The organism is Algicola sagamiensis DSM 14643 (assembly GCF_000374485.1).
GTDB lineage: Bacteria > Pseudomonadota > Gammaproteobacteria > Enterobacterales > Alteromonadaceae > Algicola > Algicola sagamiensis.
On record NZ_KB894491.1, the window covers coordinates 668412 to 692633 of the forward strand.

24 protein-coding genes are annotated in these 24222 nt (G+C 42.2%); 18 read left to right on the plus strand and 6 right to left on the minus strand.

Going from position 1 to position 24222, the window contains the following annotated elements; translation table 11 throughout:
- Window positions 1-686: 686 nt before the first annotated feature.
- Window positions 687-1907, minus strand: a complete 1221-nt coding sequence (gene flgL, locus C505_RS0103095; protein WP_018691130.1) for a flagellar hook-associated protein FlgL — start codon at window positions 1905-1907, stop codon at window positions 687-689.
- Window positions 1908-1922: 15 nt separating this feature from the next.
- A complete protein-coding gene (gene flgK, locus C505_RS0103100) occupies window positions 1923-3914 on the minus strand; it encodes a flagellar hook-associated protein FlgK (protein ID WP_018691131.1) in 1992 nt (663 codons plus the stop codon).
- A 195-nt stretch (window positions 3915-4109) separates the two neighbouring features.
- Between flgK and C505_RS0103105 the strand changes: the two genes are divergently transcribed.
- Genes C505_RS0103105 through serA form a run of 3 tightly spaced genes read left to right on the plus strand, consistent with a single transcriptional unit; the run spans window position 4110 to window position 6703 of the window.
- Window positions 4110-4748: a 5-formyltetrahydrofolate cyclo-ligase gene (locus tag C505_RS0103105; protein WP_245556323.1), complete on the plus strand. Its 639-nt coding sequence runs from the start codon at window positions 4110-4112 to the stop codon at window positions 4746-4748.
- 42 nt (window positions 4749-4790) lie between these two features.
- A complete protein-coding gene (gene rpiA / locus C505_RS0103110; protein ID WP_018691133.1) occupies window positions 4791-5444 on the plus strand; it encodes a ribose-5-phosphate isomerase RpiA in 654 nt (217 codons plus the stop codon).
- Between the two features lie 26 nt (window positions 5445-5470).
- On the plus strand, window positions 5471-6703 hold the full coding sequence (serA, locus tag C505_RS0103115; RefSeq protein ID WP_018691134.1) for a phosphoglycerate dehydrogenase: 1233 nt from the start codon (window positions 5471-5473) through the stop codon (window positions 6701-6703).
- Window positions 6704-6747: 44 nt separating this feature from the next.
- Here serA and C505_RS0103120 read toward each other — a convergent pair whose 3' ends face one another.
- Together C505_RS0103120 and C505_RS0103125 are read right to left on the minus strand one after the other, a co-directional pair.
- A complete protein-coding gene (locus C505_RS0103120; protein ID WP_018691135.1) occupies window positions 6748-7434 on the minus strand; it encodes a response regulator in 687 nt (228 codons plus the stop codon).
- The gene (locus tag C505_RS0103125; protein ID WP_018691136.1) at window positions 7431-8921 is read right to left on the minus strand and encodes an ATP-binding protein; all 1491 of its coding nucleotides are present in this window, start codon (window positions 8919-8921) and stop codon (window positions 7431-7433) included. Before C505_RS0103125 ends, C505_RS0103120 begins: the two co-directional genes overlap by 4 nt.
- A 91-nt stretch (window positions 8922-9012) precedes the next feature.
- Here C505_RS0103125 and C505_RS0103130 point away from each other — a divergent pair, with 91 nt between their 5' ends.
- The 12 genes from C505_RS0103130 (at window position 9013) to C505_RS23420 (ending at window position 18392) form a co-directional block, all read left to right on the plus strand.
- On the plus strand, window positions 9013-9954 hold the full coding sequence (locus C505_RS0103130) for an MBL fold metallo-hydrolase (RefSeq protein ID WP_018691137.1): 942 nt from the start codon (window positions 9013-9015) through the stop codon (window positions 9952-9954).
- A 153-nt stretch (window positions 9955-10107) separates the two neighbouring features.
- On the plus strand, window positions 10108-10770 hold the full coding sequence (locus C505_RS23410; protein ID WP_018691138.1) for a Bax inhibitor-1/YccA family protein: 663 nt from the start codon (window positions 10108-10110) through the stop codon (window positions 10768-10770).
- 7 nt (window positions 10771-10777) lie between these two features.
- Window positions 10778-11143, plus strand: a complete 366-nt coding sequence (locus C505_RS0103140; protein ID WP_157368760.1) for a hypothetical protein — start codon at window positions 10778-10780, stop codon at window positions 11141-11143.
- Window positions 11144-11357: 214 nt separating this feature from the next.
- Window positions 11358-13169 carry a M64 family metallopeptidase gene (locus C505_RS23415; RefSeq protein WP_018691140.1) on the plus strand — a complete coding sequence of 604 codons (1812 nt, stop codon included), beginning with the start codon at window positions 11358-11360 and terminating at the stop codon, window positions 13167-13169.
- 265 nt (window positions 13170-13434) lie between these two features.
- Window positions 13435-14019 carry an START domain-containing protein gene (locus C505_RS0103150; RefSeq protein ID WP_018691141.1) on the plus strand — a complete coding sequence of 195 codons (585 nt, stop codon included), beginning with the start codon at window positions 13435-13437 and terminating at the stop codon, window positions 14017-14019.
- Between the two features lie 148 nt (window positions 14020-14167).
- Complete coding sequence (locus tag C505_RS0103155; protein WP_018691142.1) at window positions 14168-14467, plus strand: YciI family protein; 300 nt, start codon at window positions 14168-14170, stop codon at window positions 14465-14467.
- Between the two features lie 12 nt (window positions 14468-14479).
- Window positions 14480-14923 carry a hypothetical protein gene (locus C505_RS0103160; protein ID WP_018691143.1) on the plus strand — a complete coding sequence of 148 codons (444 nt, stop codon included), beginning with the start codon at window positions 14480-14482 and terminating at the stop codon, window positions 14921-14923.
- A 153-nt stretch (window positions 14924-15076) separates the two neighbouring features.
- On the plus strand, window positions 15077-15589 hold the full coding sequence (locus C505_RS0103165) for a glycine zipper 2TM domain-containing protein (protein ID WP_018691144.1): 513 nt from the start codon (window positions 15077-15079) through the stop codon (window positions 15587-15589).
- A gap of 67 nt (window positions 15590-15656) precedes the next feature.
- Entirely contained in the window at window positions 15657-15902 is a 246-nt protein-coding gene (locus tag C505_RS21260) for a PepSY domain-containing protein (protein ID WP_018691145.1), read from the plus strand.
- Window positions 15902-16579: a response regulator transcription factor gene (locus C505_RS0103175; protein ID WP_018691146.1), complete on the plus strand. Its 678-nt coding sequence runs from the start codon at window positions 15902-15904 to the stop codon at window positions 16577-16579. The genes C505_RS21260 and C505_RS0103175 overlap by 1 nt, the downstream gene beginning before the upstream one ends.
- 38 nt (window positions 16580-16617) lie before the next feature.
- Window positions 16618-17940: an ATP-binding protein gene (locus C505_RS0103180; RefSeq protein WP_169336992.1), complete on the plus strand. Its 1323-nt coding sequence runs from the start codon at window positions 16618-16620 to the stop codon at window positions 17938-17940.
- A complete protein-coding gene (locus tag C505_RS23420; RefSeq protein WP_018691148.1) occupies window positions 17937-18392 on the plus strand; it encodes a lysozyme inhibitor LprI family protein in 456 nt (151 codons plus the stop codon). The genes C505_RS0103180 and C505_RS23420 overlap by 4 nt, the downstream gene beginning before the upstream one ends.
- An 83-nt stretch (window positions 18393-18475) precedes the next feature.
- On the opposite strand, the gene C505_RS0103190 is transcribed toward C505_RS23420, so the two are convergent.
- Window positions 18476-19543 (minus strand): AI-2E family transporter, encoded by a 1068-nt coding sequence (locus tag C505_RS0103190; protein ID WP_018691149.1) that lies wholly within the window; start codon window positions 19541-19543, stop codon window positions 18476-18478.
- Between the two features lie 69 nt (window positions 19544-19612).
- Here C505_RS0103190 and folX point away from each other — a divergent pair, with 69 nt between their 5' ends.
- The 3 genes from folX to C505_RS0103205 all read left to right on the plus strand — a co-directional run bounded on the left by folX (window position 19613) and on the right by C505_RS0103205 (window position 22079).
- Window positions 19613-19975: a dihydroneopterin triphosphate 2'-epimerase gene (gene folX, locus C505_RS0103195; protein WP_018691150.1), complete on the plus strand. Its 363-nt coding sequence runs from the start codon at window positions 19613-19615 to the stop codon at window positions 19973-19975.
- A gap of 91 nt (window positions 19976-20066) precedes the next feature.
- Window positions 20067-20963 (plus strand): TIGR01777 family oxidoreductase, encoded by an 897-nt coding sequence (locus C505_RS0103200; protein ID WP_018691151.1) that lies wholly within the window; start codon window positions 20067-20069, stop codon window positions 20961-20963.
- A gap of 15 nt (window positions 20964-20978) precedes the next feature.
- Window positions 20979-22079 (plus strand): ABC transporter substrate-binding protein, encoded by a 1101-nt coding sequence (locus C505_RS0103205; protein ID WP_018691152.1) that lies wholly within the window; start codon window positions 20979-20981, stop codon window positions 22077-22079.
- A gap of 28 nt (window positions 22080-22107) precedes the next feature.
- On the opposite strand, the gene C505_RS0103210 is transcribed toward C505_RS0103205, so the two are convergent.
- Window positions 22108-23322, minus strand: a complete 1215-nt coding sequence (locus tag C505_RS0103210; RefSeq protein ID WP_051090575.1) for a dicarboxylate/amino acid:cation symporter — start codon at window positions 23320-23322, stop codon at window positions 22108-22110.
- Window positions 23323-24222 lie beyond the last annotated feature (900 nt).

Consider the following 24222-nt stretch of genomic DNA (forward strand, 5'->3'; position numbering starts at 1 on the left):
TCTTTTAAAGAAATTGCTGCTGTGAACGATACATAAATAGAAGATAATTAAACATACATTTCATCTTCTGGCACGATAAGTGCAAACCCAAATGTGACTACTTACATAGGTTATTTGCCCGATAACCCAACGTGACTTTTTGTCTTTTAAGATAGGGTCCGGTAAGTAGGCATCAACAGAATAGTAGAACATAATAGCCTCCTCGCTATCACCAAATTCTACTAGATGCGCATCAAAAGGCGGCTTGCCCAAGCCGCCTTTTCATTTCATATGCTTCCTTGAGACATCCCAATAACCCACAAAGCCTAGCCTGTACTCTCCCGAGATGACGACCCTCAGTTGCGAATATTTAATCGGTATGTATGGTTTTCTGGCATACACCTGCAGTGCATGCACATTTCATTGTTATTTTTAGACTGATTTTTTTGTCAGTTAACTTTCTCGAACAAACGGCAGTAAATTGGGAGTTTTATGCATCAGGCGGCTTTTATAAACATGACTTTTCTGGAATTGCTCAATTGTTGAAATACTAAGGGTTAATTTTCTTGGATTGGGCCTACTTTTTGGGTTTATGGCTTTATATTCTTGCCTATGACAGTATTTGGGAAGCACACCACGATTTATCTGAACATGATCCACCGTAAAAAATAGGCAGATCATGCTGATCAATCAACGAGTATTTATCATTACAGGAAGTTGAATAAGCTCAAACCAGATAGTCTTGCAAAAGCTTGTTGCGCTGCGGTTAAAGCCGTCTGCTCCTTCACAATATCCGTCATTGCCTCATTAAAGTCGATCTCCGCAACATTCGCTCTGGCAACCTGGTTCGTAATATTGAGCTCAGCGTTTGCTGCAAAAATACCATCCGCAACATTCATTCGACCTCCAATCGAGGATTGCGTTGCCATCACGCTATCGAGCGTATTGTCAATTTGCACCATCGCATCAGACAATTCATCTTTGAGTGCCAGTGTTTGCCCCACTTCACTTTCCAGCCGAACAATCAACTCTTCCATCGTATCGAGAATATTTTGTTTACCGGGCGTTGAAAAACTAAAACGAATTTCACCTGGCACTGCACCTGCTGTCGGTGTAATTTCCAGTCCTTGAAAGTCGATTGGTTCATCAAAGTTAAACGTTCCCGTTGTCTGAGAAACACCGCCTTTCAAAATATCGTAATTATTCGGTGCAGTCAGTACGATCCGAAAATCATTATTGGTTGCCGTGGTTTTATCAAAGTTCGCTTTATGATAATCATCAAAAACCCCTTGCTCTGCCACAAACACTGAGCCGCCCGTAATCCCTCCAGTAAACGTTGTATTTGCCGTTTTTAACCGAGAAGCAACTTCTTCAAAGACTTCCTTACCACTGTCATTACTGGCAAGTGTGACCGATGAGGAAACTTTCAACTCCTTTTGCCCTTCATCGCCTTTGTATTCATATTTTCCAGTTGCACCATTTAATACAAAAGGCTGTTTATTGGACTGAAATCCAGAGAAAATGAAGTCGCCATTAGAATCTTTCGAGTTCATCAAATCAAAGAGTTGATCTCGAATACTGCGCAACTCTTGTGCAATACTTGCTCTGTCTTTATCTGAATTTGCACCATTCCCAGCCTGAACTGCTTTCGTTCTTGCATTGAAGAGTGTTGTCTTGATGTTCTGGATCACCGACTCTTCATTTTGCAGCGCATTTTTTAACTGGATGCCATTTTGTTGAAACTGATCAACTTTTTGAATGTTCTCTGTATAACGCAGTGCAAGCGCAGCATCCGCAGGTGAATCGGCAGGAGTCAGTAAGCGCGTTTGTTTGATCATGCGCTCCGTTGCTGTGTTTAAGCGGTTCTGCGAGTTCAGGATCCCTTCTTGGACATTTAAATTAAATATCTGCTTTGTTGATAAACGCATAAATACACCTCAAAATTATCTTGCTGCCGCCAGCAAGGTATCAAATACTGTTCGCGCTGTAGAGATCACTTGAGCCGCTGCTGAATATGTCTGCTGGAACTTAATTAAATCTGCCGCTTCTTCGTCTTGGTTAACGCCAGAAACAGACTCATATCTTGCTTCTGCCTGAGACAAAATTGCACCAAATGCAGCTTCATTCGTTCTTGCTGAAGCTGTTTTTTGACCCACAAAACTGACGGTTGATGAATAAGACTCATGCATCGTGAGTCCGTTGTCAGCACCAGTTGCAGCAACGGCATTGCGTTTCATTAAATCTTTTTCCTGCATGCCAACCAGCTCCAAACCATTCCGGTTGTCATTGAATCCGCCCGTATTGTATCTCACGGTAAATAGATCATTCGTATCTGGTGTCCCAGAGATATTAAAGTCATAACCATAGTTTGCAGTTGCTGGAACATTCGACAAGATATTATTGAAGTTTGTCAGCGCCGGGGTTGTACCAATTAAAACACCCCCTGCATTAGGATCACCATTAAAGATGGAAAATTGGTTTCCGCCATCATAACGCACATATACCGGATCGACCGTCAAACTACCTGGAGCGTTAAAGTTCGAACCAGCGCCCGTATTGGTCACAGTACCAGGAGATATATCAGCACTACCTGTGTTCGTACTGACCTTTTCTGTCCGAATCGGTGAAGCAAGTGCAAGGTCCTCTGGGCGTGTTGTTGCAAGTTGCATGGAAGCAGCAGCCTGAAATGCAGGCTTCAAGACATATCGATTTCCATTTGCCAGCGGCGCTGTCGTCGTGATGGTTAAACCATATTGATTTAAGGGCGTCCCAACGGTACCAGCAACTGTTGACCCTGCAATGACATTGCCTTTTTCATCAATCGCTTCCATGTTGAACGTCGTTGCTGATGTCATCGTGATCAAAAAGTTATTTGGCGTTAAATTTGTACCACTGCCTGCTTGAACTGTCGCAGTAATTGTCCCCGCAGACGCCGTATTGGCTTGAAAACCCTGCGCACCAAAACTCGGGATCGTAAATAAGTCCCCACCGATCTCTCCATCCAAGTCCATCCCGAGACGATTTTGGGTATTAAAGGCATCTGCCAAAGCAAGACCAAGTTGACCGAGTTTATTTTGAGTCGGCTCTAATACCGTCTGCCGAAAGCTCAGAATACCACCGATTTTACCACCGACATCATCTATATCTAACTCTGTCGTGACATTGTTATTTTTTGTGTATTGTAATTGAATCGATTTAATTCTGGGGTCAGGATCACCGTTTGCTACAAGCAAATTGAATTCATTTTCTTCCATCACAAGCGCTTCACCGGAGGCCATAAAGATCAACTTTTCACCTTTAGAAGATTCAAGTACTTGAATGTCTAGTAGCTCGGAGAGTTTTCGGATCGCTTCATCGCGTTGATCTAAAGTGGTGTTCGGCATATCGCCACTCTGAGTCGCCGTTTGCCCAGCAATTTTATTATTTAATTCAGCGATTTCTTGAATGAGATCATTCGCTTCCTGTGCATGAATATCAAGTTGACCATTGACGGATTCTTCTTGTTGTAGAACTAGATCGGAAAAAGCATCGAATCGGTTGACGAGTGATTCCATTTGTCCAATGACCAATTGGCGGTTGGCTAGTACTGATGGGTTATTCGTTGCGGACTGGAGTTCTTTAAATAAATTATCAAGCTGAGTATTCAAGCTACTGCCAGCATCAGAAAACAAGACGTCAAGACGAGATGCTTCTTGCAGATAAGATTCGTGAAATTTAAAATTTGACGTATCACGCACAACTTGTCGCTGTGCGAATTCATCCAGCACACGTGATGTCGTTCCACGACCAACCGTACCATCAAATTGTGTGACATAATTCGTGCGCTGTCGCACATATCCCGTCGTATTGAGATTCGAGATATTCGTCGATGTCGTTTGTAATAACCGTGCGCTAGCACGTAAGCCTGATATTCCGATATCCAGTAATGATGCCATAGCCAAAAATCAACCTTTTTTCCAGTCACTTTAAAAGTATCGACTAAAAATCCGAGATCTTAAATCTGATCCACGGAATATTCTGATCGACATTGCGCTTCTACATGCAATCTTCTCACCAACTTTTAGAATTTTTTGGGTGAAAACATATGAAAAATTTGAAATGATTTGTCAAAAACAAAGGGATCGCAGTTTATGTCCAATCAATCTATGTCCAATCAATCTATGTCGAATCAGTCTATGTCGAACAATAAACATCAACTACGCCAAACATTAAGAGCAAGACGGAATGCAATGAATACTCAAGAGCAACAATCTGCCGCTTTCAATCTTGCCAAGCAGCTTGAGTGTCTTCCTGAGCTACACGCGGCAACAACGATCGCGGCATATCTTGCCAATGACGGAGAAATCGATCCGCAGGCATTTTTAAAGACATGCTGGGATCAACATAAAATCGTGTGCCTCCCTATCTTGCACCCGTTTTGTAAAGGTCATTTAATTTTTCAGCGATATCATCCCAAAACCCCAATGACAGTTAACCGTTACGGGATCTCCGAGCCAGCGCTTGATTGTTCACAAATCATTCCTGTTCAACATATCGAACTCGTCTTGGCACCACTTGTTGGATTTGATATCAGCGGGCACAGAATGGGAATGGGCGGAGGGTTTTATGACCGAACTTTTGCCCATCAACACCCCCCTTTAATTGGGCTTGCTCATGACTGTCAGGAAGTCCCCAACCTCAACGTCGATAGTTGGGATATTCCAATGCAAAAAATCATAACGCCAACCCGCTCTTTTCATGGGAAAGCAATAGATACGAAAACCGATTGATATTATACTGTCCCCCTCCTTTCCATCGGTTCGGTTGACACGATGACTCAAGACGAAATGAAAAAAGCAGCCGCCTGGGCTGCACTCGAATATGTAACCCCAGGTTCTATTGTCGGTGTGGGCACAGGCTCTACCGTCAATCACTTTATCGACGCTCTCGGAACAATCAAAGACGATATTGCAGGTGCCGTTTCCAGCTCAGAAGCCTCCACAGAAAAACTCCAAGCACTTGGGATTGAAGTCTTTGATTTAAACTCGGTCAGTGTCCTGGATATTTATGTCGATGGCGCTGACGAAATCAACCCTCACAATCATATGATCAAAGGCGGAGGCGCAGCACTCACCCGCGAGAAAATCGTCGCAGCTGTCGCAAAAAAGTTTATCTGTATTGTCGATGAAACTAAGCTCGTCGATTCATTAGGCGCATTTCCTCTTCCAATCGAAGTGATCCCAATGGCGCGCTCATACGTCGCGAGAGAAATCGTCAAACTAGGTGGTGATCCAGTCTACCGTCAAGGTGTTGTCACAGATAACGGCAATGTGATCTTAGACGTTGTCGGCATGCATATTACAGATGCCATTTCATTAGAAAAAAAACTCAATGCCATTGTTGGTGTTGTGACAAATGGTCTATTCGCAGCACGTGGCGCAGACGAAGTAATCATCGGCACAATGAACGGCCCACAAAAAAGATAATTCATCACAACAAGAGAGTCAGATAGATGACCAAGCAATCTCTACCCAAGGACAAAATCAAAATTCTCCTTCTTGAAGGTGTACACGCCAGTGCGATGGAGACGTTAAAAGCAAACGGATATACGCAAATTGAATACCTCAAGACATCCTTAAGTGACGAAGCGCTGTCAGAGAAACTTCGGGATGTTCACTTCCTTGGGATCCGTTCCCGAACACAAATCACAAAAGACGTTTTAAAGCATGCCAATAAACTCGCAGCGGTTGGCTGTTTTTGTATCGGTACAAACCAAGTTGATTTGAAGTCAACGGAAGCACTCGGTATCCCCGTCTTCAATGCCCCCTTTTCGAATACGCGCTCCGTCGCAGAACTTGTTCTTGGTGAAATTCTACTGCTCTTACGAAATATTCCAGAAAAAAACAAAGCAGCCCATCAAGGTGGCTGGTTAAAAACTGCGGTTGGCTCGGTAGAAGCACGAGGCAAAACGCTTGGGATCATCGGCTACGGTCATATCGGGACACAGCTTGGTATTTTAGCGGAAACAATCGGAATGAACGTCGTTTATTTTGATATCGAAAACAAACTTCCCTTGGGCAATGCAAGCCCAATGCGCAGCTTGACGGAGTTATTAAAATACGCAGATGTCATCTCACTGCATGTGCCAGAAACCAAAGCAACGCATATGATGATTGACGAAGCCCAGCTGGATGTCATGAAGCCAAATTCAATTTTGATTAATGCGTCACGTGGCCATGTTGTCAACATTGATGCTTTAGCTGATGCGTTAAAAGCAGGTCGTATCCGCGGTGCTGCGATCGATGTGTTCCCAGTAGAACCAAAAGGCAACGACGAAGCGTTCGTGTCTCCTTTGCAAGGTATGGATAATGTGATCCTGACCCCACATATCGGTGGCTCGACGCAGGAAGCACAAGAAAATATCGGGGTTGAAGTCGCTGGCAAGCTCGTGAAATACAGTGATAACGGCTCTACACTCTCAGCGGTCAACTTTCCTGAAGTATCACTACCTGAACATACCAATTGCAGTCGCCTTCTGCACATCCACCAAAACGTGCCTGGTATTCTGACCAAGATCAACATGGCTTTTGCGGAGCAAAATATCAACATTGCAGCTCAGTACCTGCAAACCACCGAATCCATCGGTTATGTTGTCATTGATGTCGATACAGATGATAGCGTCCTCGCCCTTCAAGAACTCAAGCAAATCGAGGGTACCATTCGCGCTCGTCTGATCCATTCTTAAGGCATTTATTTCAAAGGCTCACCTTCCGTGAGCCTTTCATCAGCTCAAATCAATGTTGGTTCCCTGAAGCAGTAACCAGCGCCATAAATAGACTGGATCACTTCATATTCATCATGAATACACTCTAATTTTTTACGTATTTTCTTGATATGGCTATCGACTGTACGATCATTGACAATTCGGTGGTCATCATAGATTGCTTCCATTAATTGCTGACGATTGAAGACACGATCAGGTTGAGAGGCCATGACATGCAACAGTTTAAATTCGATTGCTGTGAGTGGGACATATTGTTCACAAAATCGAACTTTGAAGGTTTCAGGGTACAGTTGAAATATTTGATTTGGTTGAGCGACCTCAGGCACAGGTTGCAAACGGCGTAGGATTGCTTTGACCCGCGCGACGACCTCTCGAGGGCTATAAGGTTTACAGACATAATCATCTGCACCTAGCTCCAGCCCGAGAAGACGATCAATTTCTTCGACACGTGCAGTCACAATCATAATAGGGACTTGAGAAAACTGGCGGATCGCTTTACAAATTTCTAAACCATCCATCCCAGGGATCATTAAATCAAGTAAAATCATCGCTGGCTCATTTTCTTTGACCCACGCAACAACGTGATTTCCTTCATGTATCATTTCTGATTGAAAACCTGCATGTTCGATGTAATCAGCCAAAAGTTGGGCGAGTTTTACTTCATCTTCAACGATCAAAACTTGTTGTTTCATTCAGTCTCCATTGGAAGTCGGATCCGTAATTTTAAGCCTCCTAACTGAGAGTGTTCTGCATGAATAGAACCACCATGACGCTCGACAATCGCTTTCACTATTGATAATCCAAGCCCTGATCCTCCTGTCGTTCTTTGCCGGGAACTATCTACGCGATATAACCTTTCAAATAATAAAGTTAGGGATGCTTCTGGCACAGATGGTGCTGAGTCTTCCCAAGCAATCTCAAGCCATTGTTGATTTCGACTCAACGTGACACATAATTGACCATCATGGTCCGTGTATTTCATTGAGTTCGACAGTAGGTTGGTTAGAAGCTGGTGAATGCGATCTTGGTCAAGTTGAACCCAAGCTTTGCCATCAAGCTTGTTATCCAATGTTACTTTTATTTTTTGTTGTATAAATTGCTGCTGATATCGTTCAATCGATGAACGAATCAGTAGAACAATATCATATGAAGAGAATTGATAGTGTTGTGCGCCAATATCTTCAAGTGCTAAATGATGTAGATCCTTTACCACATGGGTTAATCGATCCAAATCTGACTTTAAAGAATGAATGCGTTCATGAGTGAGCGGACGGATACCATCTTCAATCGCTTCTAACTCAGCCTGAAGAACACTGATAGGTGTGCGTAATTCATGAGCAATATCTGCAAGCCACTGTTTCCGAAGCTGCTCTTGTTGACTTAATAATGTTCGTAATCGATTAAAATCGCTTGCAAGCAGCCCAAGTTCATCTTTTTGTTGACTCGGCAGTGGCTCTTGGGGTTGGTTTTTCGCTAACTGCGCCATAGCAAAGCGAAGACGTTGAATGGGCCTCACAAGCGAACTTGCAAGTGGTAAAGCCAATGATGCCATTCCAAGGATAACAATTCCTGTCACAATGAATAAGAAGTGTTGCTGAGACTTGGCAAACGCAATATCGTTATACTCTGTCAACGCTTCTCGACGAATCAGCCCAACATAGCCAACGACTTCTTCCCCCACTTGTATTGGACGAAAATGTGGTGTTTTTTCATCAAGCGTTAAACCGATAAGTTGCTTTTTTTGTGTATCAAAAAGCTGGATTCGATGTGTCAATTCTTGAGTATGCGTGTCGTATTGAGAACGTTTCCTCACGTATTGATTTAATGGTAATGATTTCATGACAACCTGAGTCCACATCAAAGGTTGTTCAACGAATAGCTGCCAACTTTGGTGTTTCTGGTAGAAATGGGATAGTTCTGGGACTAACTTTTCAAGCTGAGCATTATCCCGCTGGTTGAGATAACTCAAAAAACCACGATCGAAGCTCCATTGCATCAAGCCATAGATGCTCAAAGCAACACAACTTGCGATCACAACAACAAAAATGTATAGCTTCCAACGAATACTCAAAAAGAAGTTTGATGTCTGAACATCTTTAGTTAAATCACGCATACCCCATGGTAACCGCCACCCAAACTCAACCGCAAATAAATATTGCGTTGATTTTGCCTGTTTCACATTTCTTCCACATTTCGTCCGCTATCTTTGCACATTTCCTCCTTAGTCTTCACATCAACGAAATATTATCGGCAAACCAGAGGAGAAACTCATGCCTATCTTTCGAATTATATTGTTTCTGTTTATCGCAACATTCTCACAATTGAACTTTGCAAACATTCGAACGGTTCAGTTTGCAACACCACCGCACCAGAGTATTGTGAACACTGGCGATGTGAAGGTCATTACAGGTGATCACTTCCGGTTCCATGTATTAAAAGATAGTGGCGCGTATACAGCAACCATTGTTGAAAGCGCAGCAGGCAGTATTTTAATTGATACGGGTACAGGGAAAAACCCGGCGTTTGGGAAGAATATCCATACCTACTTAACATCAATTGGCAAACCCGTGAGTGTGATCATTACTCATGATCATTCCGACCACTATGGAAATTTAAATGCAATTCTGGGTATCCAATCTATTTATGCACAAACCTCTGTAGCAAAATCACTGAACCAAAATAAAAAGTTTCAAAAATTGACCAATATAAAAGTGACTGATATCCAAGGCAGCGCAAATTTATATGGATTAATTTATGATTTTCATACTATCGATCATGCTGAGGCTGATCATAATAGTTATATTGCCATAGATAGTGCAAAAGGGTTATTTGTTGGTGACTTATTGTATGTTGATGCATACAACTATATCCGTGAATACACACCGCTTGATGAAACTGATGAGCTTGATAACTGGATTTCTGCCATCAAACATTTGAAACAAAAATATGCTGACTATGATTATGTATTTGTTGGTCACAATGGCTTTAGTGAAGATATTCCAATGCTTGTAGATAAAAATGTACATTATTTATCAACTGCACAAGCACTGATTAAAGGTACTCAAAAGCTGCCTACAAATAAAGCAGCAACGAGCGTAGTTGAAGTCGTAAACGAAATGAAGCGCCGTTTTCCAAACTACAAAGGTAAAGGACTTGGATTTGCACTCCCAGGGTCATTTTGGCCGGAAGATCCGGGTGCAAAATGGTTTTAACCCATCATGTATTCTCCATCAATATTCCACACAAATCATCGCTGAGCACTCAGCGGTGACTTACAATCAATAAGAATCAAATAAATCTAGGAAGACATGACCTGCCCGCTATACTTAATAGTTATAGATGTTATTGCTATTCAAGTAATCCAAATGACTGACTACTCGACCCCCACTTCTGAGCATGAGCTTGTTCCTGATGATAGTTATATCCCAAAAACGTATAGCTACTTGAGCATGTGTATTATTGCGATGATGGTTACAGGCATGTTTGCTTACTATACATTCCCAGAAGCACTGTTTATGCCCGTATTAATTGCAGATGCTGTCATTTGGATTGCATGTGGCTGGTTTGGTTGGCGAAACCCGATTACCTTGGTTTTACCCTTGTTTACCGTGATCACTGGGATGACACTTGGTCTACTTGGCAAAGTCTATACTGATATTGGGCTTGGCCAAATCTTTATTCAAGCTGGTATTTTAACAACGGTCATGTTCGTTTCGCTCACTGCGTATGTCTTGATTTCAAAACAAAATTTTCAATGGTTATGGGGATTCTTGTTTGCTTCCTTCTGGATCCTCCTTGTTGGATTTCTCATCTCTTTTATTTTTGATTTCCCTATGTTAGAACTTGGTCTCAGTATCTTTGGTGTCATCGTTTTCTTGTGTTGGATACTCTATGACACGAGTCAGATTGTGCATCGCTGGGATCCTGACATGACGCCTGCTATCAGTGCATTAGAGCTATTTATGGACATTATTGGCCTATTCCATTATTTGCTCAATGTGCTGACCCACTTTGCGGATGACGATTGACCAGACAATGAAACTTCCCACGCACTGCTTTACTACTGATTCGATACAGCTAGATTGTGTTGAAGATAGAGGGACTTCATTTTTGGTGATCACAACACATCCAAGTGGCAATGCCATGATGAATCGTTTTGATTTAGCAAAGAGTAAAGTCACGTCCAATTTACCACTTGGAGATAGACAAATCACAGAGACGATTTATTGGAAAATTAAACAGGGTTCTAAAAGCATTCGGCTCAAAGGTAAACACAGTGATGGCATGTTTAAGGGCAGTATTTTCATTGCTGTATTTGTTTTTTTTCTGCTTATTGGTCTCTCGTCAAATTTAAATCAAAACACATCGATTTACTTGCTGAAATCAGAGAAAATTAATTGATAAAGAAAAAAATAGAACAGTTCGCCTCAAGCAGAGAGTCCCCCGCGACCGCCAAATTACACTGACAATTCTTTACAAAAAAACTGTTCAATACCTTTGATAAGATCATTTTATTAACACAAAATCAACTTAATGTCCTATGATCGCTTGTAGACATTGTCGTTATTTAACGAGTGTTCGAAAGGATGTACCGCGAAGATATAAGGAGCAAATAATGAAACCCTTGATCCATTTTCTTTTATTTTGCAGTACTTTATTCTTCTCTTATATGACCTTTGCTGTGACTTTTGAGATTGAAACCAATGCGCTTGATGCGCCAACACCAAACCGAATAAAGTATGAGAAATTAACACCACAGATCCTCGCTGAGTTTGGTCAACCTAGCTCTATCCACATGTTGACCATTCTTAAATTGGATGAACAAGACCGCCTGATTGGTATTGAGCAAATCACGAACCCGCTTGCCATTCGTGCTGAGTCCTTCCATCCAGAAACAGGCGAAATAGAAGAGACAAATGATTTTCTGCAAGAAAAAGCTTTACTAAATATCTCACTCAAACATCAAACAAACGTCAAAAAAGTGCTTGTCTTCTTACCGCAAGTCGATGAAAACTCGGCAACATGGTTATTCTTAAAAGCATTTCCGATTCATCCAGACCCTGTAGTAGGTGGCCCTTTTCCTTCCTCTGATGTGATCAAAGTCATTGATAATGGACACTCGGAGAATCGTGTCGATCTTGTCTTTGTCGCCGAAGGTTACACGACTTCTGAGATAAAACGATTTGAAGAAGACTTATCTGGGATTATTGAAGGTTTTTTTCGTGCACCACCGCTTAGCACTTACCAAAAGCACTTTAATGTGTGGGGGGTAAAATCAATTAGTAACCAATCAGGCGCAGGTAATGGTTCCCCCATTGATACAGCATTTGGCGCACATTTCGGATGTTACGGAATCGACCGCCTACTTTGTGTTGAAACCCGTAAAGTTCAACAATATGTGGGGCAAAAACTCAATGAAGAAGAGCATGATGTCATTGTGGTTGTCGTGAATACTACAAAATACGGCGGGGCGGGCGGTGCCGTTGCTACCATGTCTCTCCATTCTTCCGCAGTTGACTTAGCATTGCATGAAGTCGGCCATACATTTGCATTGCTGGCAGATGAATATGATTATGGCACGTGCAATGCTGGGCCCGCGAGCGAAGCAAATGTGACGAATCAAAGGTCTGGTCAAAAATGGTCCCATTGGTTTGATCATGCCGACAACGTCGATTCTTTTGAGGGCGCAAAATACTGCAAACAAGGCATGTTTCGCCCAACCGAAAACTCCATGATGCGTACACTCGCTCAGCCTTTTTATGCCGTGAATACTGAACAAATCATTCGTCGAATTTACAAATACACCTCTCCGATTGATCAAGTTACGCCCGAAGCGAAAGCCATTACACTTGAAAAAGGCCGATCGATTCGATTTTCTTCAAAACTGCTCCAACCATCCGATCAAACAGTCACCGCCTATTGGGAATTAGATGGGAGCATCGTTAGTCAATCACTGGATTACACTTTTGATGGCACAAGAATGAATGAAGGTCGATATCAACTCAAGTTAATCGCCAAAGACACAACACCAAGTGTGATTCAAGACAACAACCAGGTGCTCAAAAGAACGAAATCATGGACGATTATTCATGGCAATGATGATGGCGATCCAGGCGACCCCGATGATCCAGATAACCCAGGTTGCACAGTACCCAATAAACCTGACGGACTAACATTCAGTCAGGTCACATCGAGCGGATTTGTCTTAAGTTGGAATGCGAAACAGCATGCCGTTCGCTACGACATGATACGTTATGATTGGGGACAAAAAGCTTGGGTGAGCATTGGTTCAACAGAAAATACACAGCTTGAGGTCTCAGGTTTACATAGTGGGCAATATGTCTATGTCAGTGGCCGTTCGTTCAACCGCTGTGGTAAAGCAAGCGACTATGCAGAAATGCAACGGGTTTGGCTTCCCCGAAATTAGAAGACGCAAACATGCAATGATCGCTGAAAAACATCAATCATCACGCGAGGCGAGACCTTTGGTCATTCCAAATGAACGATGAGCAAAATAAGAGTGAGATTTTTTCAGCGCTTTCTCTGTCTATATGTTTAAGGTATGTTGGCCTTCGGGCAAGGGGTTGAACTCTTGCCCATTTTCGATAGAGTACTGCTTTTAAAATCATATCGATGACGACTCGATGAAAAAAGTTATCTGTTATTGCCTGGTGTTTTTTGGACTGAATTGCATGGCTGAAGAATGGCAAACCTTTGAATCTGATGAGCTTGTTTCTATTTACTATCGAGACATAGCTGAAGATTTGACCGAATTTAAGGCGCTCACATCTGTTCAAGTTTCTCCGAGTGCTCTATTTAATCTCCTTGAAGACATTGTGAATGTCCCAAATTGGATGCATAACGTAGAGCAAGTTATGATCATCAAAGATATTTCTCCAGAAGAAAAAATTGTGCATACAAAATTTACAGGGTTTTGGCCTGTTTCCCCGCGAGAGATGGTCACTTATTCTGAGATCCGCCAAGAAAAGAAAGCATCCCGAATAACGATGCATATCAAGGACATTCAACACCCAGAAGTCTTATCCCAAGATAGGATCCTGATGACCGACGTCAAAGCAGCCTGGCATGTTTCTAAAGATAATGAAGGGCAGAGCAGGATAGAATATCAAGGCTATGCAAGGCCAAATGGCTCGCTACCCCACTTCCTCTATCGTCAAGCAGCACTCAGTGCTTTACAAGTCTCTTTTTATCGCCTCAGAGATGAAGTGATCAAATCTAAATATCAAATACCTCACCCAGCAATCCCGAATGATTGAATATAATATAACTCATACATTACAACCTAAAAACAACCTCCTTGATAAGCAACAATGAAACAACAATTTAATCCTATTCAATGCTTGGAATTGACGATAGAATAAAGGCCTTAAGTGCGCTAATCCATAAAATCATGTCGAGGAAGTCATGTGGTATTGTATTTACGGCACTGATGTCGAAAACAGTCAAGAATTACGCCTGCAAGCACGTCCAGAGCACCTCAAACGCCTTGAGGCGCTAAAAGCCGAGGGACGCTTGTTTGCTGCGGGGCCTTTTCCCGCTATTGATTCAGAAAACCCAGGTGAGATGGGTTTTACCGGATCGCTTATTGTTGCAGACTTTCCCACCTTGGAGGCAGCAAAGTCTTGGGCGGATGATGATCCGTATGTCCATGCAGGCGTTTATGCCAACGTGAAAATCACCCCATTTAAGCGTGTACTGGTATAGCCAAGGTATCGAATGAAGTTATTCGCCTGTTCCGTTGTTGTCACCCTCTTCCTTGTAGCTTGCAGTAAGGATGAAGCGGTTCGCCAACTTTCAGGAATACGCGCTCCAGATCACATCGTCAATGAAGTCACAAAACACTATCGATATCTTTTTCGCAGTTATGATTGGCAATTGACCGAGGTCTTCCCTGGTCGCGCTGGTGCAATCGATACGTACATTCAAGTGCCAAGCTTAACGATGAATGAAGAACAAACGATCAATTATGTACGGCAGCGCATATGCCCACAAAAAATAGAAAAAGATTTGTGGCAATTACTCTCCCCATACCAACTTGAAATTCATGTTTATCAACGTTCAAAACGTCATGCAATTACAACCCATTGCGTCAATCCACTCACCGATCCGGATTATCAGGTCGCAGAAGCCTCACAGGCCAAGCGACTCCAACATATGTAATCAATGGCAGGTGTGATCAAAAGCAGCTGTATTCAAAGTCAAGGGAGTAAAAAAGTGGGATCAAAAAAATTTCTCATGAAATCTAACGACGATTCAGCTTCCATTCAGTGACTCCGATCTATGCTCAAGTTATCGTAATAAGGAGGTAGAACAATGAAAGCCACAGCAGTTTCTATTTTAACCGTCTGCTCGATGTTTACGGCTTCCGCCATGGCAAGATACGATAACACGGTCAGCTATGATTATGGTTATGTTGTTTCAGCAGAGCCTGTCTATCAATCAAGGCAGATTTCAAGGCCACAGACTTCTTGCTACACAACACATCGTACTGTCAGCTCCCATAACTCTGGAACCAGTACTGTCGTGGGGGCAATTATTGGTGGCGCAATTGGTCATGCTATTGGTCATAACAAATCGAATAAACGTGTCGGTATGGTCGCAGGTGCAGCACTCGGTGGTGCAATTGGTCATGATGTCGGCCGTGAATCAAGTCGAACGGTTACAGACCACGATTGCTATACGACTCATCATCAAGTTGAACATGTAACTCACATCGATGGCTACGATGTGTCTTATAGTTATAATGGTCGGATTTACAAAACGTTTACGCCAAATCATCCAGGTAAACGAATTAAAATCCGCGTCAGCGTTGAACCAACTTGGTAAAATTTGGTTTGCGTGAGAGGTCCCTTGGGATTTAAAATAGCAGGGTTAAATAACGTCGGTGAATTTTATGTTAGTGAAAGCAAATAGTCTTATACGTTTGTTTATCCTGCTCGTAACTTTTTATTCTGGTGCAGTTCTGGCTGATATTGATAAAACTGAAGCAGTCAAGAAAGTATCCCAAGCATATCCAGGTAAAATCGTCAGAGTTCAATCAACAGGTGATGGCTTTCGTATTCGTATTATACAGAAAGATGGACGAGTCATTACATTATTTGTGGATAAGAAAACTGGCGCAATTCAGAAGGATGAATAATGCGTATTATATTCATTGAAGACGAGCATGCGCTTCGTGAAAACACGACAAAAGCGCTTGAAGAAAATGGTTACAGTGTTGATGCTGTCGACAATGGTGAAGATGGATTATTCCACACGCTGGAGTACCCAAGTGACCTTGTCATTGTTGACTTAGGTCTTCCCAAACTTGATGGTATTCAATTGATCCGCAAAGCAAGGGCTGAAGGGATCAATACACCAATCCTCATATTGACAGCTCGTGATCGCTGGCAGGAGAAAGTAGAAGGTCTTGATGCGGGTGCAGATGACTATTTAACAAAGCCATTTCATACCGAAGAACTTTTAGCGAGATGTAATGCATTGATCCGCCGCTCCGTTGGGCAGGATACACCAGAAATCTCAGCTGGCCCAATCACGATCAACACGAGGACTCAACAAGTCCGAGTCAATGGTAAGGCACTCGATCTCACCGCTTACGAATACAAAGTCATTGAATATTTATTACTCAACCCAGAAAAAGTAATTTCAAAAACTGAGCTTACGGAACATATTTACGATCAGGACTTTGAACTGGATAGTAATGTGATTGAAGTATTCGTAGGGCGTTTACGTAAGAAAATCGACCCTGATGGTACATTAAAACCAATCCAAACGCTCCGGGGCAGAGGCTACAGACTCGCACTAGAAGTTTCATGAATAACTACCCTATTTCACTAAAGTCGAGGCTGATCTTTATGGTCTCGTCTTTAGTCTGTTTAATTCTCCCGCTGCTCTATATTGCCATCGATAGTGCCTTCCACAAGCAATTACTGGAATCAGTCCAGGAACAGCTCGAAGTCTATAGCTTTGACATCATTGCTGGGATTGAATATAAAGATGTCCCAAATAATGTTGATGAGTTTGACCTCGAATATCAAGATGGCGGATTAAGGATGCCGGAGCAGCTCACGATCCCCAAACTCAATCAGCTCAATTCCGGTGTCTATGCCACAATCACCAGTAAAACAGGGATCACGGTCTGGCGCTCAACTTCTGCATTAGAGATTACATTACCTTTTGCACCTGAAGTAAAAAAGCAAGGTGAAGCACAGTTCAAGCCCATCCTCGATGAAGGCTTTGCAGGATACGTATACTCTTACCAGCTCGAGTTCGAAACGAAAAATGGTTGGGTTCCGCTTGCTGTTCATCTCTATTTGGATCAAGACAAACTCCGTCCAAGAGAACAAAAATTTAGAAAAACTTTGCTCTTATGGCTCGGGATCTTGGTTGGCTTGATCTTTATTCAGTTAATTATTTGGCTGATATGGCTGCTTAGGCCATTAAAAACTCTCGATCAAAATATCAAAGAAGTAGAACAAGGAAAGAGAAGTCATATCGAAGGTGCATTTCCAATCGAGTTGGACCGATTAAGAGACGATCTTAATCTTCTTCTCGCCAGTATCGAACGCCAGAAAAAGCGCTACCGTGATTATCTAAGTGACATGGCACACGCTTTGAAAACGCCGTTAGCCGTTTTAAAAACTTCAGAACACTGTAACGAACCAGCAATGCAAGAACCGATTGACCGTATTCAATCGATTATTGAACACCAGCTGAAGCGCGCTGGAAGTGGCGGCTTTGAGGTCTGGCGAAAAAATGTTGAAGTTGAGCCAATTACACGAAAAATTACCAACGCCATGGATAAAATTTACCGTGATAAAGGCATTGATTTGCAAGTCGATATTCCAGAAAAGACGCTGTTCCGTGGAGATGATAGTGATTTGATGGAAATTCTGGGCAACCTGATTGATAACGCATGTAAAGCCTGCAAATCACAAGTGCGAGTATCCGCTAAACAAAACAACAAACTCGTGATTATTGTTGAAGACGATGGCCCTGGTGTAAGCTCAGATAAGGTTCAACGCTTGTTTGAACGTGGCAAACGCCTAGACACCTATGAAGAAGGACATGGTGTTGGACTTTCTATTGTTCATGACCTCGTACACTCCTATAATGGAAACATACATGTGAGTGCTTCCGAGTCTCTCCAAGGCGCACAGTTTGAGATTACTTTATGATCAACAAAGATAAGTTCACCAAAACTAAGGTGACACATACTTTCAAACCAGTTGTATTCATTCAAACACTGGTTTTGTGTATCTATTTCTTTAGCTTTCAAGCCACAGCCTCAAATACCAGTATTTATATCGAAGAATGCAAAACACGTTCAAAAGTCACTGTTAATTACCTCCGTTGCTTAGACGAAAAGATCAACCTTGTTCAAGATATCATTGAGCGTTGGAATAAAGACGTGACTTTTAAACTGGAAGAAGCATCCAAAGAGTCTGGAAGTACAAGCGCACTCAATATGTTCAAACAAAGCCAGACCGACTTTGGTTCCTACATGGAGTCCAGCTGTCGCTGGCTTTACCTTCGCGCCCTACCGGATACACGCTCTGGTGCAATCGCATTCAAAGAATGCGCCATTTACGTTTTGGAAAATCAGTTGAGCTTATTAAAGCGGATTTAATCGTTTCCTTTTTCAGTACCAGTCGCTTTCCATGAGTTAAACAATAGGTGCTGCGATAGCACCTATCATGTTTCTCTAATAGTTTACTGTCCTTCCACAGCTTCCTCTGCAATTTTTGGCTCTTGTGCATCACCAGAGAGCAATACACCAATCCACCGGGTCTCTTCACTGGCTTCTAAGGCAATTTTGACAATCATTGTGAGTGGTACAGAAAGCAACATGCCCACAGTACCCAATAGCCACCCCCAAAATACAAGGGATAGGAAGACAACTAATGTCGATAAACCTAAGCCACGCCCCATGAGCTTCGGTTCAACGACATTGCCAACAACTGTATTAATCGCGATATAGCCAGCAGCAGTGATACCTGCAATCAGCGGACCATGCAAAACGAGCCCAAGGAGTACGGCTGGCACAGCAGCCACAATCGAGCCAATGTTCGGCACGTAATTAAATAAGAAAGCCACAACACCCCACAGCAGGAAATAATCGATATCCAAGATCCAGAGCATCAAACTCACAATCCCGCCTGTCACAATACTCACAACCGTTTTAATTGCCAGGTAGCTATTCACAGACTCCAAGAATTTATCGATATGCATCATTTTCATATCCGGATCAGCCAAAGCAACATGCACCTTCTGACGCATTCCACCTGACTCCAATAACATAAAGATCACAGTCAGAAGAATAAAAAATACATTCGCCATCACTGAACTAAAGTTACTCAGCATCGTGGCAGCCAAACTCATTGCTTCACCCGGATCAAAGTATTGAGAAAGCTGAGTAAAGTCGATATGAATGTTATATTTTTCAAGAAACTGAGTCAGACTGACAAACTGGGTTTTGAGTGTTTGTCGGTATTCAGGAATCGAGGCGGTAAAGTCGTTTAAAGAATTTCCAACGAGCTGAGCCAGCCACATGCCAAAGAGGATAATGACAATCATCACTAATGTGATTGAAATCCCCCTTGAGATCCGCCAGTTCATCAGCATCTTAATCGCAGGATTACATGAGATTGCAATGAAAATAGATAATAAAAAAGGAACAAGAATACTACTTGCTGTTTTAATTCCTGCCAGTAGAATGACAATACTTGCGAGAATGATCAGCAACCGACTTGTTGCGGTGTGTTCTATATTCAGTCGCATACGCCCCTCGTTGAGCCAAAAGATGATTGATTTCTATGTAAAAATAAGAGAAGGCCCTATTGTAAAACTATGAAGATAAGCCAAGCCAGCATTAATATCAAAAACTTACGCCTTCGTACCTATATTGGAATAAAGGACGAAGAAATCAAAAATAAACAGGATATTATTGTCAATGTCCGGATCAATTATGACGCAGAACAAGCACTCCATTCTGATAAAATGGATGATGCGCTAAACTACCGTACTATCACCAAAAAAATCATTCAACGTGTTGAGTCTGAGCGATTCTCCCTTCTCGAATACCTGACATCGGAGATCCTATCTATTGCTTCTGAGCATGCTTGGGTTCAATCAGCCGAAGTGGAAGTCGATAAGCCGCATGCTTTACGGTTTGCTGATTCTGTTTCAATGACCCTCTCTGTCCAGAAATAAAATAAGGGCCTCATCGGCCCATTGTTTGAATGATCATTATCTGAAGATTTTCTCCTATCCTTTGAATAAACCTTTCTGCATTATGAACCCTATGAAACATTTCTTATTGACTGGTGGTACTGGATTTATTGGTAAACACTTGATCAAAGCGTTAGAGCTGGATCATAAAGTCACCGTACTCACCCGAAAAGATCCCCAGAAGTTCCCACGCTCCCCAAATGTAACCTATGTGGATTCTGTCGTTGATATTAACTTTGATAATATTGGTGTTGTCATCAATCTCGCTGGTGAACCAATTGCGAATAAACGATGGAGTGAGCAGCAAAAAAAAGAAATTTGTGATAGTCGATGGGAAATGACCGAGATGCTCATTGACGCAATTGCAGATGCAAAAGTTAGACCCCAACTCCTGATCAATGCCTCAGCGATTGGTTTCTATGGTAGACAAAATGAACTGCCCATTGATGAGACATTTACCAATATTCATGATGAGTTCTCGCATAAAGTCTGTAAACGCTGGGAAGAAATCGCATTACAAGCGAAAGACTTTAATGTCAGAACCTGTATCACACGATTTGGTATTGTTATTGGCCCCAAAGGAGGGGCACTCGCCAAAATGCTTCCTGCATATTATCTCTGTCTTGGTGGACCGATGGGCAATGGAAAGCAATACATGTCGTGGATCCATATTGATGATGTTGTGGGGGGGATTTTACACCTTGTTGAAAATCAATCACTGGAAGGAATATTTAATTTTACGGCGCCAGGTGCTGTTTCGAATCAAGAATTCAGTCAAATCCTTGCCGATACATTAAATCGGCCAAATTTCATGAAAATGCCCGCATTCGTTTTGAAAACGCTCTTTGGAGAAATGTCCGAACTATTTTTGTATGGTCAAAATGTCACACCAAAGCGACTCATTGATTCAGGGTATCAATTTCAATACCCTCAACTTGGAGATGGCTTGGCGAATGCTACTTCACCTTAAACCAAGGAGCAAGTAATGGCCTACGCTTATTCAATTCGTTACAGTAGTCTCATATTCAGTTTAGTTGCTAGCTTCATGACTCAGAGTATCGAACTCAACATCTTATGTTGGGAAGGATACGCGGTGAGAAAACATATCCAAAGCTTTCAATCTATCGTCGAGAAAAAACACAATTTACGCGTTCGTATTAGCGTCCAAGATGTCTCTGACCCACAAGAGTTTTTTGACGGTATCCGTTCTCGAAAAGCAGATATCATCAGCCCCGCGCACAATATCCCTAAATCTCATCGATGGCCGATGATCCAGTCCAATATTGTTCTCCCAATCGACCTCAAGCATGTACCAAATTACCAAAAATTGATCCCAGCGCTTAAACTCAATCGTTTTGTGGGGCAAGATGAAAAAGTCTATGGTATTCCCATTGTTTATGGTTACTACGGGCTTGTTTATAACAAAAGCCTTGTAAAGAAGCCCCCAGATAGCTGGAAAGTCCTTTGGGATAGGCGAAACAAATACCAATTTACGGTCAGTGCAGATTACCATGAAGCAAACATTTACGCAGTCGCGTTGTCTTTAGGGTATGTTAGAAATGAAATTTTCAATTATGACCTGATTATGCAAAATAAGCTGCTCCGCGAGCGAACAAATGCCATGGCAAAATTTGCAAAATCTCTATGGGTTGGTGTGGATAAACCGGATGATCTTCGTGGTCTCAAATACGGTGTTGTTTGGGGGTTTGCATTAAACGCATTGAAAGAACAAGGTGAAGAATGGGCATTTGCGGCACCAAAAGAAGGTGCGACTGGCTGGGTCGATCACTGGCTGATTGGATATAGCTTAGCCAATGATCCAATCAAAAAAATGATTGCTGAAGAATGGATCAATTACACACTCAGTGAAGAAGTACAACTTTTTTACCATCAACATCTTGGCCAACAACCAGTCGTGAATCACCTTGGCCGTTCATCAGAAAACATCCAAAAGACAATTCCAACGATTAATGATGATAAATTTGTAGAAAACGAACTTATTCTATGGGAGATACTGTCAAGACGAGAACAGAACGGATTTATTGGGCTTTGGAATCAAGCGATTAAAAAACGAGAAAGTGAATAGGAGCCTTGTCAGGCTCCTATATATTATTTTACGTATTCAGTTGTACACTTTTATCCGCATACTCTTGTGCACATTTAGGATGATACTTTTCCATGATCACCGCACATGCTGCATCACCTGTGATGTTCAATGCCGTTCTAAGCATGTCAAACAAACGATCCAATGCAAATAGCAGCGGTAAGCCTTCAATTGGAATACCAGAAGACATCAAGACTGCAACAACTAAGAATGTTGGTCCTGGGACACCTGCCTGACCAATTGCACCAAGCGTTGAAGCGAGAATGATCGCCATATATGCAGAGGCATCCAAATCAACACCAAATACTTGAGCGAAAAACACCGCAACACAGCCATAATAAATTGCAGTACCACTCATATTGATGGTCGCACCAAGTGGTAATACGAATGAAGATGTTGCTTTAGAAACCTTGAGCTCGTTTTCACACGTTTCCATCGTTACAGGCAATGTAGCCATAGAAGAAGATGTAGATAACGCAACTGCTTGTGGTTTCTTCATTACATTTAGGAATTCTTTTCCAGAAATATTGGAGAAGAAATGAACCAGAATTGGGAAAAATACCAAGCCGTAAATGATAATTGCACCTGCGTAAACCGCAAATAACAACATGACATTTTCAAGGAGGTCAAAGCCAAAGTTACCAATTGCGTTAGCCATTAAGCCGAAGACACCAATGGGCGCAATGCACATCACTTTGTTGATCATCCAAACCAATGCATCAATCAATGTATTCAATCCATCAAGAAGCGGTTTTGCACGTTGTTGATCAACTTTGGAAAGCGCAACACCAAAGAACAAACAGAAAACAAGGATCTGAATAATATTTGAACTGGTTAATGACTGGAAGATATTGGTTGGGATCATACCCACAATGGTTGCAGCAACACCAGGCACACCACCTTTATCCGCATATTCATTGGAGAACATGCCTTTCACACCTGTGAGATCTAGTCCGATACCCGGTTGAAAAATATCACACAGTGCAATTGAGAATAAAACAGCGAGTGTTGATGTGCCTAAAAAGAACCCAAAAGTTCCGATACTAATCTTACCTGCAGAAGGTGTACTCCCGAGGTTGGCAGCACCTGCAATAATGGATAGTGCGACAATTGGCACAACCAGCATTTTCACTGCATTAATAAAAATATCTCCAAGGATCGCAAACATGGCAGCATCTTGACCCATAAAAGCGCCAACTGCTGTCCCTAGTACCATTGCAATCATGACTTGGAAGCCAATGTTGCCCTTCAAACTTGATAGCTTTGAACTCACAAAAACCTCTTTACATCTTTTGTGCTCTTAAAAGCGAATTATTGTATTGACTCGTTGAACGAGCCGAGAGTAAAGGCAAAAAATTGTTACCAATACAAAAGTAGGCCGATGATACTACTGAAGATGGCGGTGGTGTAAAGAAAAATTCATGAAAAAACCAACTGGACTGACCTGTTAAAAAGAGTAAAGCATGAACTTTTTTTGCACTAAACCAACAATTTAAACATCCATCTAATTGATTTTTATAGCAATTAATAAAATAATCATCATCTATATAATTCGTAAAAAAATTACCAGTTCATTCATCGTAAAAATTGATTACTTATCGCACTTTTTGATTCATTCTCAACATGAACATACCTTTTAGGTACGCACTTCAATCTTTTTTCTTATGAACGCCTAAGAAAGCGCCGCAAAAAAAGCCTCAATCGCGGCGCGAGGAGAGAAGTTTGGTGCCTTCCAAATAAACAACGAGCAACAAAGAGTAACTCCCTTCTTGAAAGCGCCGCTGAAAAAGCCTCAATCGCGGCGCGAGGAGAGAAGTTTGGTGCCTTCCAAATAAACAACGAGCAACAAAGAGTAACTCCCTTCTTGAAAGCGCCGCTGAAAAAGCCTCAATCGCGGCGCGAGGAGAGAAGTTTGGTGCCTTCCAAATAAACAACGAGCAACAAAGAGTGACTCCCTTCTTGAAAGCACCGCTGAAAAAGCCTCAATCGCGGCGCGAGGAGAGAAGTTTGGTGCCTTCCAAATAAACAACGAGCAACAAAGAGTGACTCCCTCTTGAAAGCACCGCTGAAAAAGCCTCAATCGCGGCGCGAGGAGAGAAGTTTGGTGCCTTCCAAATGAACGACG

Excerpts from the sequence above, each read along its gene's own strand:
- flgL (WP_018691130.1), bottom strand. The coding sequence starts at position 1,907 with ATGCGTTTATCAACAAAGCAGATATTTAATTTAAATGTCCAAGAAGGG.
- flgK (WP_018691131.1), bottom strand. The coding sequence starts at position 3,914 with ATGGCATCATTACTGGATATCGGAATATCAGGCTTACGTGCTAGCGCA.
- C505_RS0103105 (WP_245556323.1), top strand. The coding sequence starts at position 4,110 with ATGTCCAATCAATCTATGTCCAATCAATCTATGTCGAATCAGTCTATG.
- rpiA (WP_018691133.1), top strand. The coding sequence starts at position 4,791 with ATGACTCAAGACGAAATGAAAAAAGCAGCCGCCTGGGCTGCACTCGAA.
- serA (WP_018691134.1), top strand. The coding sequence starts at position 5,471 with ATGACCAAGCAATCTCTACCCAAGGACAAAATCAAAATTCTCCTTCTT.
- C505_RS0103120 (WP_018691135.1), bottom strand. The coding sequence starts at position 7,434 with ATGAAACAACAAGTTTTGATCGTTGAAGATGAAGTAAAACTCGCCCAA.
- C505_RS0103130 (WP_018691137.1), top strand. The coding sequence starts at position 9,013 with ATGCCTATCTTTCGAATTATATTGTTTCTGTTTATCGCAACATTCTCA.
- C505_RS23410 (WP_018691138.1), top strand. The coding sequence starts at position 10,108 with ATGACTGACTACTCGACCCCCACTTCTGAGCATGAGCTTGTTCCTGAT.
- C505_RS0103140 (WP_157368760.1), top strand. The coding sequence starts at position 10,778 with ATGAAACTTCCCACGCACTGCTTTACTACTGATTCGATACAGCTAGAT.
- C505_RS23415 (WP_018691140.1), top strand. The coding sequence starts at position 11,358 with ATGAAACCCTTGATCCATTTTCTTTTATTTTGCAGTACTTTATTCTTC.
- C505_RS0103150 (WP_018691141.1), top strand. The coding sequence starts at position 13,435 with ATGGCTGAAGAATGGCAAACCTTTGAATCTGATGAGCTTGTTTCTATT.
- C505_RS0103155 (WP_018691142.1), top strand. The coding sequence starts at position 14,168 with ATGTGGTATTGTATTTACGGCACTGATGTCGAAAACAGTCAAGAATTA.
- C505_RS0103160 (WP_018691143.1), top strand. The coding sequence starts at position 14,480 with ATGAAGTTATTCGCCTGTTCCGTTGTTGTCACCCTCTTCCTTGTAGCT.
- C505_RS0103165 (WP_018691144.1), top strand. The coding sequence starts at position 15,077 with ATGAAAGCCACAGCAGTTTCTATTTTAACCGTCTGCTCGATGTTTACG.
- C505_RS21260 (WP_018691145.1), top strand. The coding sequence starts at position 15,657 with ATGTTAGTGAAAGCAAATAGTCTTATACGTTTGTTTATCCTGCTCGTA.
- C505_RS0103175 (WP_018691146.1), top strand. The coding sequence starts at position 15,902 with ATGCGTATTATATTCATTGAAGACGAGCATGCGCTTCGTGAAAACACG.
- C505_RS0103180 (WP_169336992.1), top strand. The coding sequence starts at position 16,618 with ATGGTCTCGTCTTTAGTCTGTTTAATTCTCCCGCTGCTCTATATTGCC.
- C505_RS23420 (WP_018691148.1), top strand. The coding sequence starts at position 17,937 with ATGATCAACAAAGATAAGTTCACCAAAACTAAGGTGACACATACTTTC.
- C505_RS0103190 (WP_018691149.1), bottom strand. The coding sequence starts at position 19,543 with ATGCGACTGAATATAGAACACACCGCAACAAGTCGGTTGCTGATCATT.
- folX (WP_018691150.1), top strand. The coding sequence starts at position 19,613 with ATGAAGATAAGCCAAGCCAGCATTAATATCAAAAACTTACGCCTTCGT.
- C505_RS0103200 (WP_018691151.1), top strand. The coding sequence starts at position 20,067 with ATGAAACATTTCTTATTGACTGGTGGTACTGGATTTATTGGTAAACAC.
- C505_RS0103205 (WP_018691152.1), top strand. The coding sequence starts at position 20,979 with ATGGCCTACGCTTATTCAATTCGTTACAGTAGTCTCATATTCAGTTTA.
- C505_RS0103210 (WP_051090575.1), bottom strand. The coding sequence starts at position 23,322 with ATGATTGCAATGGTACTAGGGACAGCAGTTGGCGCTTTTATGGGTCAA.